The sequence below is a fragment of the Meiothermus sp. genome, from assembly GCF_025056915.1.
Taxonomy (GTDB): domain Bacteria; phylum Deinococcota; class Deinococci; order Deinococcales; family Thermaceae; genus Meiothermus.
In genome coordinates, this window is record NZ_JANWVH010000097.1 from 1 (window position 1) to 9266 (window position 9266).

5 protein-coding genes and 2 pseudogenes are annotated in these 9266 nt (G+C 64.5%); all 7 read left to right on the forward strand.

What is annotated here, in order from left to right; translation table 11 throughout:
• Nucleotides 1-554, forward strand: a pseudogene (locus tag NZN28_RS12790) (hypothetical protein); the annotation flags it as partial.
• Complete coding sequence (locus NZN28_RS12795) at nucleotides 551-3955, forward strand: hypothetical protein (protein WP_295398734.1); 3405 nt, start codon at nucleotides 551-553, stop codon at nucleotides 3953-3955. The pseudogene NZN28_RS12790 and the gene NZN28_RS12795, both read left to right, overlap by 4 nt.
• A gap of 248 nt (nucleotides 3956-4203) precedes the next feature.
• A complete protein-coding gene (locus tag NZN28_RS12800) occupies nucleotides 4204-5184 on the forward strand; it encodes a glycine cleavage T C-terminal barrel domain-containing protein (protein WP_295398735.1) in 981 nt (326 codons plus the stop codon).
• A gap of 249 nt (nucleotides 5185-5433) precedes the next feature.
• Entirely contained in the window at nucleotides 5434-6645 is a 1212-nt protein-coding gene (locus NZN28_RS12805) for a CinA family nicotinamide mononucleotide deamidase-related protein (protein WP_295398736.1), read from the forward strand.
• Between the two features lie 118 nt (nucleotides 6646-6763).
• On the forward strand, nucleotides 6764-7276 hold the full coding sequence (thpR, locus tag NZN28_RS12810; protein ID WP_295398737.1) for an RNA 2',3'-cyclic phosphodiesterase: 513 nt from the start codon (nucleotides 6764-6766) through the stop codon (nucleotides 7274-7276).
• A gap of 35 nt (nucleotides 7277-7311) precedes the next feature.
• Entirely contained in the window at nucleotides 7312-8361 is a 1050-nt protein-coding gene (gene recA, locus NZN28_RS12815) for a recombinase RecA (RefSeq protein ID WP_295398738.1), read from the forward strand.
• A gap of 296 nt (nucleotides 8362-8657) precedes the next feature.
• Nucleotides 8658-9266 (forward strand): annotated as a pseudogene (locus NZN28_RS12820) (ribonuclease Y); the annotation flags it as partial.

The following is a 9266-nucleotide window of genomic DNA, read 5'->3' on the forward strand; positions in this document are numbered from 1 at the left end:
AGACCGCCTGGGCCGCCGGCCAGCCCAAGCTGGTGTGGCGGGCCGGGGCCACCGGTCAGCTCGATGCCCAGCAGACCCTCTCGCTGGACGCCAACTACCAGATATTGCCCGTCCTCGAGGGTCGCTTTACCCTGGCCTACGCGCTGCGTGGGCGCGATGCCTCGCTCCTGAGCTACCACCGGCTGAATAGTGGGAGTGAGCGGGTGCTCGAGGGCGCCCTGGCCACCAGCTATCACCCCAGCCTGAGCTTCCAGCTCCGGCCCAGCCTGGCCTACCGCCTCAAACTCGACGACCCCACTGGCCACACCTACCAGCTGGGCCTGGGCGGCAACTACTACCTCACCGACTGGCTGGGCCTGGGGGCCGCCGTCTACTACCAGCTCCAGCCCGGAACCCAGAGCAGCGCCACGGCGTTTTCGCTCGAGGCCAGCTTCCGCCTGGTGGAGGGCCTGTGGTTCAATGCAGGCTACACCCTGGGCGGTTTTGTGGGCCTGACCCCCGACACCGCGCCCGGCTTTTACATTCGGCTGGACTTCCTGGGAGGGAGCCGATGAAAAAGCTTCTTGTGTTCTGGCTAACACTCGCCCTGAGCCTAGCCCACGCCCAGGTTGTACGCAGCTTTGCCACCGTGTTCAACTCCAACACCACCGGGGATATTAGGATTCTAGGCAACACCCTGATGACCTGTGGCAACAGCACCATCACTCCCAGCAACCCACCCAACTGCGATACCAGCAATACAAACCTGAACAACAATGTTCAAACAGCATTTATCGATTTCGACACAGACTCGTCCACTTCTAATTCCTCTCGAGCGGCCCTGAGCCTACCGAGTGGAGCTCAGGTGCTCTTTGCCGGGCTGTACTGGGGAGCCCGTGCCAACCCCAGCACAACCACACGAAACCAGATTCGTTGGCGGCCTCCCGGCAGCAGCAGCTACCAGACCATTACTGCAGACTGGATAGAAACCATCACAACGCAAGGGGCCGCCACCAGCCGCCCTTACGCGGCTTTTGCAAACGTGACCAGCCTGGTACAAACTGCCGGAGCAGGAGATTACTGGGTAGGCAATATTACCGCTCTCACAGGCAATGACAGCCTGGGTTTCTACGCTGGCTGGAGCCTGGTGGTCGTCTACCAACACTCCTCTGAGCCCCTACGCCGCCTGACAGTTTCACATGGTCTGGCGGTAGTCAGCAGTGGCAACAACGTCACCCAAACCGTTTCGGGGTTGCTTACGCCAGCAGTAGGCGCTGTACAGGCTCGAATCGGTGCAGTTGCCTGGGAAGGGGACGCTGGCCTCACGGGGGACTCCTTCCAGGTTCGCCCCACCGGCGCGACTACCTGGTCCAGCTTGAGTGATTCGCAAAACCCCAGCAACAACTTTTTCAATTCGAGCATCAGCGCTTTAGGCACCCGCTACAGTGCAAAGTCCCCGGACTACATCAATCAGCTAGCTCTGGACGCCGACATCGTGCAGTACGACAGCCTGCCCAACAGCACCACCTCGGTAGACTTGCAGTTCACCTCTACGGGGGATGTCTATTTCCCACAGGTGCTCACCTTCGCCATCAACATTTATGCCCCCGACCTCACTTCCACCTTTACCAAAACCGTGGCTGACCTGAACGGGGGCAATGTGCTCATAGGAGACATTCTGGAATACACGGTGAGCTTCACCAACACTGGTCAGGATGGAGCCATCAACGTTGTCGTAAGTGACCCCATCCCTTCGGGCACCCAGTACGTACCAGGCAGTTTGCAGGTCGTCAGCAATGCCACTGGAGCACCTACCGGCGCGTTCAGCGATGCCGCAGGAGACGATATTGCCGAGTACAGCAGCGCGTGCAGCGAACTGTCTGGTAGCCCCCCCTGTGTTCGCTTCCGCCTCGGAACCGGGGCCAATGCCAGCCAGGGCGGCCTGATATTGCCCACTCAGGCGGCTTCCATGCGTTTTCGGGTGCAGGTACAGCCCAGCGCCGCCGGCCAAACCCTGACCAACACTGCCTCAGTTAGCTACAACGCCCTAACCCTAGGCACCGCCTTCAACCAAACAGCCAGCGCCAATGTCAGCAGCACCGTTCCCACACCACCCGGCTTGAGCAAGTCGTTCAGCCCCGCCAGCGTCGGGATTGGCAACCCCAGCACCCTCACCATCACCCTCACCAACCCCAATGCCCAGGCTGCCACGCTCACAGCGGCCCTGGTTGATAATTTGCCCTCGGGTTTGACGGTAGCCAGCCCGTCCGCAGCCTCGAGCACCTGTTCGGGCGGCACGGTGAGCGCCACCCCAGGCAGCGGCTCGGTCAGCCTCAGCAGCGGAGCACAGATACCCGCAGGCGGCTTCTGCACGGTGAGCGTGAATGTCGTGGGAAGCACCCCCGGTAGCTACACCAACACCCTAGGCACCAGCGCCCTCCAGACCAACCAGGGCAACAACACCAGCCCTGCCACCGCCACCCTTACCATCCTGGGTGCGAGCTTATCGGGCCGCATCTATGCCGACACACAACCCAATCAGGTGCGTGAGCCGGATGAAACCTGGGTTGGCCCTACTGTTTATGTGAACCTGATTCAAGGAAGCAGCGTGGTGCAATCGGTAGCGGTGGGTACGGGAAGCGGCAGCTACAGCTTCAGCGCCGTAGCCCCGGGCAGCTACACACTGCTCGTCGCCACCTCCCCTACTGCGACCACCCCCACGCCCCCTGCAGGCTGGCTTTTCATCAACCCGTCGGGCTCGCGCCCCATCAGCATGGGTACAACCCCCATTTCAGACCAGGATTTTGGCCTGTTCAACGGTTCACGCATCCGGGGTACGGTTTTCCGGGACGATGGGCAGGGCGGTGGAAGCGCCAACGACGCACGGCAAAATGGGGGCGAAACGGGTATTCCCAATGTGCTGGTCACGGCCTCGAGCGGAAGCAACAGCCGCAGCGCCTACACCGATGCCAGCGGCCTTTATACCCTGTTCATCCCGGCCAGTTTTGGCTCCACCCTGAGCCTGAGCCACCCCCTCCAGCCGGCCACCGGCAGCAACGTGAACGGCTCGAGCGTGAGCCTGGCCGCCAGCTACGGGGCGCCCGCCGCCGCCAGCCGTAGCATCGGCAGCTTGGCCGCCGGCCAGTATTACGAGGGCTACAACTTTGGGGTGGTGCTCGAGAGCCGCCTGAGCCCCGACCAGTCGGGGCAGGCACCCAGCCCCGGCACCATCACCTACAGCCACCTGTACCGCCCGGGCACCCTGGGCACGGTAAACCTCAGCCAGAGCGGGGGAGGCTTTACCTACGCCCTGCGCCGCGATGTGAACTGCGATGGCGATTTTGCCGACGCAGGCGAGGGCTTCCAGCCTTTGCCGCAAAGCTTTACGGTGGACGCCACCTGGCCCCGTGAAAGCGACGGTAGCCTGCGGGCCTGCGCTTTGGAGTTGCAGGTAGTGGTACCCGCTGGCCTGCCAGCAGGGCGGGTGGACATGGCCCGGCTCCAGGCCGCCTTGGGGTGGGCCAACAACCCGACCATCAGCGACACCCGGCAGGTCTTCGACACCACCACCGTGGTCACGGCGGGGGGCCTGCAACTCTTCAAGGAAGTGCGCAACATAAGCACCGGAAGCTCCTTCGCCTCCAGCGTGCAGGGGCGGCCCGGGGAGGTGCTCGAGTACCGCATCACCTACCAGAACATCGGCAGCCAGCCCATCTTCAATGTGGTACTTTCCGACCCGATTCCCTTCTTTACCACCCTGGTCCAAAACGCCTACGGGGGGACGGGCGAACTCGAGCTGGCCTGCCCAAATGGCACCCTGGTACGCCCCGACCTGGGCAGTGTGAGCAGCATCAGCCTCAACCTGGCCTCGCTGTGCAGCCTCAGCACCGCCCCCAACCCCAGCGGTTCGGGCTCCCTGCCGGCTTTGCTCCCCGCCCAGGGGGGGTATTTCCTGTACCGGGTGCAGGTCAAGTAGATGGCTCTTCACACGTGAGCCACTCGAGTTCAAGAAAGCTCTGTGTGGCCGCCTGGAAACTCGAGAACCAAGCACCCGCGGGCCGGGCCCAGGCTTGGGTGCGTAACGTCGTGACCCAGACGCATTCTCGTTTTCGAGGGCGGCCCCGTCTGTGAGTTGTCCATCGGGTCATTCAAGACCGCCCCCGCCCCCAAACGCTTGGTGACTTCGGCGGGGTTTGTGGCCCGCTGGGGCCTTAAACTGAAGGTATGTCGCTAAAAGTTCTACATGAGTCGTTGGGGGTGACCTGGCACAGCCAGGGTGAGCAGGAGATTCCGTGGAGCTATGGCGAAGTTGAAGCCGAACTCGAGGCCCTCCGCTTTGGAGCCGCCCTGCTCGACTTTTCCGAGTATGGGCTGGTCGAGGTCAAGGGTGCGGATCGGCGCGACTTTTTGCACAACCAGTGCACCTCCGACATCCGCCGGATGCCCGAAGGGAGCTGGCTCGAGACCGTATTCCTGAACGCCAAGGGCCAGATCGAGCACACCGGCCTGGTGCTGCACCTGGGGGAGTCCTTCTGGATTAGCACCCCCAGCCCAAAAGCCCTCGCCCAGCGTTTTCGCAAGTACATCGTGTTCGACCAGGTCGAGGTGCGGGAGCTCGAGGGCTGGCTGACCCTGCGCCTGCAAGGTTCCAAAGCAGAGGCAACCGCCGGGCGGCTGGGCGCCCTCCCGCCCCGCTGGGGCGTGAGCAAGACCGAGGCCCTGGTCATGACCCGAGACGAACTGGGGCTGTGGCTTTTTGCCAGCGCCGACCAGGCCCCCCTGTTTGCCAAGATGCTGCTGGAGAACGGGGCCACCCCGGTCGGGCGTGCGGCCTGGCAGATCTGGCGGGTCGAGCGCGGCCTGGCCGACCTGCCCGAGGCCCTGGGCGAGCTGCCCCAGGAGGTAGGCTGGGAGGCCCGGGTCAGCTACAAGAAAGGCTGCTATCTGGGGCAGGAAATTATGGCCCGGCTCGAGGCCCGGGGCCATACCCGCTACCAGCTGATGGGCCTGCTGGGACAAAAGGAGATTCCCGCCGGGGCCCCCATCTACCGCCAGGGGCGACTGGTCGGTCGAGTGGGCACCGCGGTGGAATCGCCCTATCTGGGGGCCATTGCCCTGGCCCTGTTGCGAAAAGAGCTGGCCCCGGGCGACCAGGTGCAGGTAGAGGGCTGGTCGGCCACCGTGTCGGGTCTGCCCATGCGATAAGCCCCAGCAAAAACGCCTCCTCGGTGGAAGTCCCTCTGGCTTCAGGGATTTATGGTTCTGCCTCCCTGGGGAGCAGAGGGCCATGTTCTGTAGGGTGTACAAGTTGGAAGCCCCGGTAACCCGGATACCGCGCTGCCGGGACGGAAGTCTGCTCAGGTGGGGTCGGGTTCCAAGTCGCAGCCCCTTCGTATGATAGACCAGGCCGCCTTTGACGGATTTCAAAAGATGTTGTAATCTATAGGAGCTGTTATGTTTATAGCAGAAATCATGGGGGTAGGAGACGAACTCTTGTACGGCGAAACCGTGGACACCAACACGGCTGAGATTGCCGTCAGCCTTCGGCCCTACGCCGTGGAGGTACGCCGGACAATACGGGTAGCCGACCACCTGCAAACCCTGGCCGGGGAGATTCGCCAGGCCTGGCGCCAAGCCCGGCTGGTGGTGCTTTCGGGCGGGCTGGGCCCCACCCCCGACGACATCACCCGCGAGGCCATTGCAGCCGCCTTGGACGAGGCACTGGAGCCCGACCCGGCGGTGCTGGAATGGCTCGAGCGGCTCTTTGCCGACCGGGGTTGGAAGATGCCCGAGGCCAACCGCAAGCAGGCCCTCAAAATCCCCTCGGCCCGCTGGATTGCCAACCCCCGCGGCACCGCCCCCGGCTGGTGGGTGCACCGGGAAGGCAAAGACCTGGTCTGCCTGCCCGGCCCCCCCGCCGAGTGGCGCCCGATGTGGGCCGAGACCCTGCCCCAGCTGCACCTGCCGCAAAAGCCCTACAAGCAGGTGAGTCTCAAGACCTTTGGCCTGGGCGAGTCGCGCATTGTGGAGCTGCTGGGCGGGCTGTTCCAGCGCAACGGGCAGGTGGAGGTGGGCACCTACGCCAAAGTGGACGGCGTGGCCGTGGTAATCCGGGGCCAGCCGAATCTGGTAGACCCCCTTGCCGAACGCATTCGCCCGCTGCTGGGCGAAGCGGTGTGGGGCCAGGACGACGACACCCTGCCGCTGCTCGCCCTGAGGACCCTGGAGGCTCGGCAGGCCACCCTGGCCACCCTCGAGTCTGTAACGGGCGGCGTACTGGGGGCCCTCCTGACCGGGGTTGCAGGCGCTTCCCGGCGGTACCTGGGCGGGCTGGTTTCCTATAGCCAGGCCGCCAAAGCCCAGCTCCCCATGGACCCAGGGATAGCCACCCGGCACGGCGTGGTGTCTGCCGCCTTCGCCGAGGCCCTGGCCTCCGCCGCCCGCGAAATGCTGCAGGCCACCTACGCCCTCTCGACCACCGGGGTGGCCGGGCCCGAGACCCTCGAGGGCCAGCCGGTAGGCACGCTTTATGTGGGCCTGGCCGGGCCCGACGGCACCAAGTCCCGCCACTACCGTCTCCCCGGCGCCAGCCGGGAGATGCTGCGCCAACGGGCAGCCCACGCCGCCCTGGCCTTTCTGGTCTCTGAACTGCGGGGGGCCCGATGACCCGACTGCCCGACCTGTGGCCACGTTGCGAAGCCCTGGGGTCAAGCGCCCCCTTCGGGCACCGGCCAACCCCTCAGCCTCCGGCCCCCGGCCCCCGGCCCGCTCTGGGGAGGCCCTCATGAGGCTCTTCTATGCCATCTTCCCCCCGCGCAGGGTGCAAGACGCCCTGGCCGAGGCCCAGGCCAGGGTGCAGGGCTTCAAGGGCTGGAAGCTGAGCCCACCGCACCAACTCCACATCACCCTGCTTTTTTTGGGTTCGCAGCCCGAGACGCGCCTGCTCGAGTTCCGCCGAATCGGGCAAGAAGTAGCCGGCTCGGTACCGGCTTTTACGGTCGAGCTGGGCGGAACCGGCTACTTTCCCGCCACCGGCTCCCCAAGGGTCTGGTTTGTCAAGGCCACCGGGGCCGGTCTGGAACCCCTGGCCGAAGGGCTTCAGCGAGCCCTGCCCGACATCAACGCCCACAAGTTCCATCCGCACCTGACCCTGGCCCGCAAAAAGGGCCCGGCCCCTCGCATCGGGCCGCTGGTGATGAATCTGCAATTCCAGGCCCAGGCAGTATGCTTGGTAGAGTCGAAGCTGGAGCGTTCGGGTTCGCAATACCGTGTTATAGAGCAGTTTCCGCTTGCTTGAAGTGCAGCGTTCGCCAGCTTTGAATAGGAGCACCTATGGACAAGGAGAAACAAAAAGCTTTGGAAGGGGCCCTGAAGTCCATCGAAAAGCAGTTTGGAAAAGGGGCCGTGATGCGCCTGGGCGAAATTCCCCGGCAGCAAGTGGAGGTCATCTCCACCGGCAGCCTGGGCCTGGACATGGCCCTGGGGGTCGGTGGGATTCCCAAGGGGCGTATTATTGAGATTTATGGCCCGGAATCCGGCGGCAAGACCACCCTGGCCCTCTCGATCATCGCCCAGGCCCAGGCGGCGGGAGGGGTGGCGGCTTTTGTGGACGCCGAGCACGCCCTCGACCCCATCTATGCCAAGAGCCTGGGGGTCAACACCGACGATCTGCTGGTCTCCCAGCCCGACACCGGCGAGCAGGCCCTGGAAATCGTGGAGCTGCTGACCCGCTCGGGCGCGGTGGACGTAATCGTGATTGACTCGGTGGCAGCGCTGGTGCCCCAGGCCGAGATCGAGGGGCAGATGGGCGACGCCTTTGTGGGCATCCAGGCCCGCCTGATGAGCCAGGCTTTGCGCAAGCTGACCGCAGCCCTCTCCAAGAGCAACACCGCGGCCATCTTCATCAACCAGATCCGTGAGAAGGTGGGCCAGATGTACGGCAACCCCGAAACCACCCCTGGTGGGCGGGCCCTCAAGTTTTACGCCTCGGTGCGGCTGGACGTGCGCAAACAGGGCCAGCCCATCAAGGTGGGCAACGAGGCGGTGGGCAACCGGGTGCGGGTCAAGGTCACCAAGAACAAGCTGGCCCCGCCCTTCCGCGAACACGAGATTGAGCTCTACTATGGCAAGGGCATAGACCCCCTGGCCGACCTGGTCACGGTAGCAATTGCCACCGAGGTGGTGAGTAAGTCGGGCTCCTGGCTCTCCTACGGTGAGACCCGGCTGGGCCAGGGCAAGGAAAAAGCTGCCGAGTTCCTCAAGGGCGAACCGCAGATGGTTCAGGAGATCCGCGAGAAAGTTTTGGCCCAAGCTGGTAAGCTATCGGTATTGGCAACCGCTGAGGAGGACGAGGAGTCTTCAGCCGTGGTTGCCGAGGCTTAGGCGGATTGCTAGGCGGGGTTCTCCCAGTATGAAGGGCCAGGAAGCCAGAGTTTTTATCAGGTGCTCGGCGATCGCAAGCCGGGCTACAGGGCAGCTTGGTGTAGAGCTTCGGCACGGTCTACCACTGGCCGGGCGTTTGGCTCGAGCGCATCTGATTGCAGTTCCCAACCAGGCCGCAGCAGCGGCCAGAGGGGCGCCGCGTTCATGAGCTCGACAGCCGTTAAGGATTTATCCAGCCGCTAGACGCCGACCAGACCTGCAACTGAGAGAACCTCCATGTAAACCTGGAGGTACCGATGGCTTTTACTCCCCTTGATCTGATACTCACCCTGATTGTGATTGTGCTGTCGGTGGTGGTGGTGCTGCTTTTGCAGCGCAGCAACCGCCAGGGCGAAGCCAACCGAAGTGAACTCGAGGCTGCCCGCCGCGAGGCCCAGCAAACCCTGGAAGCGGCCCGCCGTCAGGCCCAGACTGCTCTGGAGCAGGCCCAGGCCCAGGCCAGAGCCCAGCTCGAGGCCGCCCGCAGCGAGGCCCAGAGCCTGCGGCAAAGCGCCCAGGCCGAGGTGCAGAACCTGCGCCAGAGCGTGCAGTCCGAGCTCGAGCGGCTCCGCACCCAGGGCGAGGAGCGCCTGCGGCAGCAGCTCCGCGAGGAGCGCGAGCGCCTACAGGCCAGCCTTCAAGCCGAGCGCGAGGCCCTCTTAAGCGAGCGGGCCTCCTTGCAGGCCGAGCGCGAACGCCTGCAGGCCGACCTTCAGGCCAGCCGGGCCGAGCGCGAGGAACTCAAGCGCGAGACCGAACGGCTGGCCCGGCGGGGCGAGCAGCTCGACGCCCGCGCCGCCCGGCTCGACGAGCAGGAAGAGCGGCTCGACGCGCTGGAGAAAACCCTCGAGGCCCGCCAGGCCGAG

Coding starts and splice junctions, on each gene's coding strand:
- NZN28_RS12805 (WP_295398736.1), top strand. CDS start 5,434: ATGTTTATAGCAGAAATCATGGGGGTAGGAGACGAACTCTTGTACGGC.
- NZN28_RS12795 (WP_295398734.1), top strand. CDS start 551: ATGAAAAAGCTTCTTGTGTTCTGGCTAACACTCGCCCTGAGCCTAGCC.
- recA (WP_295398738.1), top strand. CDS start 7,312: ATGGACAAGGAGAAACAAAAAGCTTTGGAAGGGGCCCTGAAGTCCATC.
- NZN28_RS12800 (WP_295398735.1), top strand. CDS start 4,204: ATGTCGCTAAAAGTTCTACATGAGTCGTTGGGGGTGACCTGGCACAGC.
- thpR (WP_295398737.1), top strand. CDS start 6,764: ATGAGGCTCTTCTATGCCATCTTCCCCCCGCGCAGGGTGCAAGACGCC.